Annotated in this window: 2 protein-coding genes; both read right to left on the reverse strand. The window is 68.7% G+C overall.

The genetic code is table 11. The annotated features are described in order from the left end of the window. The coding region (locus WA805_RS25865; protein WP_425243649.1) for an XdhC family protein at positions 1-155 on the reverse strand (155 nt) is incomplete at its 3' end. Between the two features lie 15 nt (positions 156-170). Beyond that, positions 171-2006: molybdopterin cofactor-binding domain-containing protein (locus tag WA805_RS25870; protein ID WP_425243648.1), on the reverse strand; the 1836-nt coding region annotated here is incomplete at its 5' end.

Consider the following 2006-nt stretch of genomic DNA (forward strand, 5'->3'; position numbering starts at 1 on the left):
ATCCAGCCGCGCAGCTCGCCGTCGGCGGTGATGACCGCGCGCGCGCCGGGTTGGCTGGATGACGGAGGCTGGCGCCAGACCACGGTCGCGAGCGCGAACGCCTGCCCGCGCCGGGTCAGCTCACCCATCTCCTCCAGGACGTCCATGCCTTCCATGCTCGCTCCGCCCGCTCAGTCGTCCGACCGCATCGGCGGGGCGCCGGAGACGTCACGGCGGTAGGTGATCGCCTCCCACACCCGGTCCGGGAGCAGCGGCATGTCGATGTTGCGGACGCCGGTGCCGGACAGCGCGTCTATGACCGCGTTGACGAAGGCGGCCGGGCCGCCCACCGCGGCGCACTCGCCGATGCCCTTGGCTCCGATCGGGTGGTGCGGGCACGGGGTCACGACCTCGCTGTGCAGCTCGAAGCCGGGCGTCTCCCAGGCCGTGGGCAGCAGGTAGTCCATGTAGTTGGAGCCCACGCAGTTGCCCTCGGCGTCGAAGGTGATGAACTGCATGTTGGCCATGGCGTAGGCCTCGGTCAGCCCGCCCATGATCTGGCCCTCGACGATCATCGGATTGATCCGCACGCCGCAGTCGTCGACGGCGACCATCCGCAGCACGTCCCAGACGCCGGTCTCCGGGTCGACCTCGACCGTGACGATGTAAACGGCGAACGGCCAGGTGAGGTTCGGCGGGTCGTAATACGCGGTGTTCTCAAGCCCCGGCTCCATGCCGTCCGGCATGTTGCTGTACGCGGCCATCGCGCATTCCTGGATGGTCACGCCCCGGCCCGGCGAGCTGCGCACGTAGAACCGGCCGAGCTCCCACTCGACGTCTTCCTCGGACACCTCGAGCAGGTGCGCCGCCAGCTTGCGGGCCTTAGCCCGGATCTTGCGGGACACCATGGCGACGGCCGCCCCGGCGACCGGCGTGGACCTGGACGCGTAAGTGCCCATCCCGAACGGCGCGGTGTCGGTGTCGCCTTCCTCGACGACCACGTCGTCGGCCGGAATACCCAGCTCGTGCGCGACGATCTGCGCCCAGGTCGTCTCGTGGCCCTGCCCCTGGGACTTCGCCCCGGTGCGGAGGATCGCCTTGCCCGTCATGTGCACCTTGAGATCGGCGGAGTCGAACATCTTGATGCCGAGGATGTCGTACTCGCGGCTGTTGCCCGCGCCGAGCGGCTCGGTCATCGTGGAGATGCCGAGGCCGAGCAGCCGGCCGCGCTGGCGGGCCGCCGCCTGCTCTGCCCTGAAATTCTCGTAGTCGATCGCCTTGAGGCCGACGTCCAGGCACTTGGCGTACTGGCCGGAGTCGGTGAGGAAGCCGAACGGCGTCCGGTGCGGGAAGTCGTCGTCCCGCACGAAGTTCATCCGGCGGAACGCCGCCTGATCCATCCCCAGGTCGTCGGCCGCCGCCTGGACCATGCGCTCCTGGAAGAACATCGCCTCGGTGACCCGGAACGAGCACCGGTACGCCACGCCGCCCGGCGCCTTGTTCGTGTACACGCCGCGCGCCGTCAGGTGCGCGGCGGGGATGTCGTAGGCGGCGAACGCCGAGTGCATCAGGCCGATCTTGAACTTGCTCGGCTGCGCGTCGGAGAAGAAGGCGCCGTGATCGGCGTCGGTGTGCATCCGGACGCCGAGGATCTTTCCGTCACGGCGCAGCGCCATCTCGCCCTTGAGATAGACGTCCCGCGCGAAACCAGTGGAGATGAGGTTGCCCGACTTGTCCTCGATCCACTTGACCGGCCGCTCCAGCAGGATCGAGGCCAGGATCGAGCAGACGTACCCCGGGTAGACCGGCACCTTGTTGCCGAAACCGCCGCCGATGTCCGGGGAGATGATCCGGATCATGTGCTCGGGCAGCTCGGCTACCAGCGCGACCGCGGCCCGGATGATGTGCGGCGCCTGGGTGGTCATGTACACGGTGAGCTTCGAGGTGGCCCGGTTGAAGTCCGCGATGGACCCGCAGCACTCGATCGGCGACGGGTGGCTCCGCGGGTAGTGCAGCTCGAGCTTGGA

This window comes from Trebonia sp. (genome assembly GCF_049794275.1).
GTDB lineage: Bacteria > Actinomycetota > Actinomycetes > Streptosporangiales > Streptosporangiaceae > Trebonia.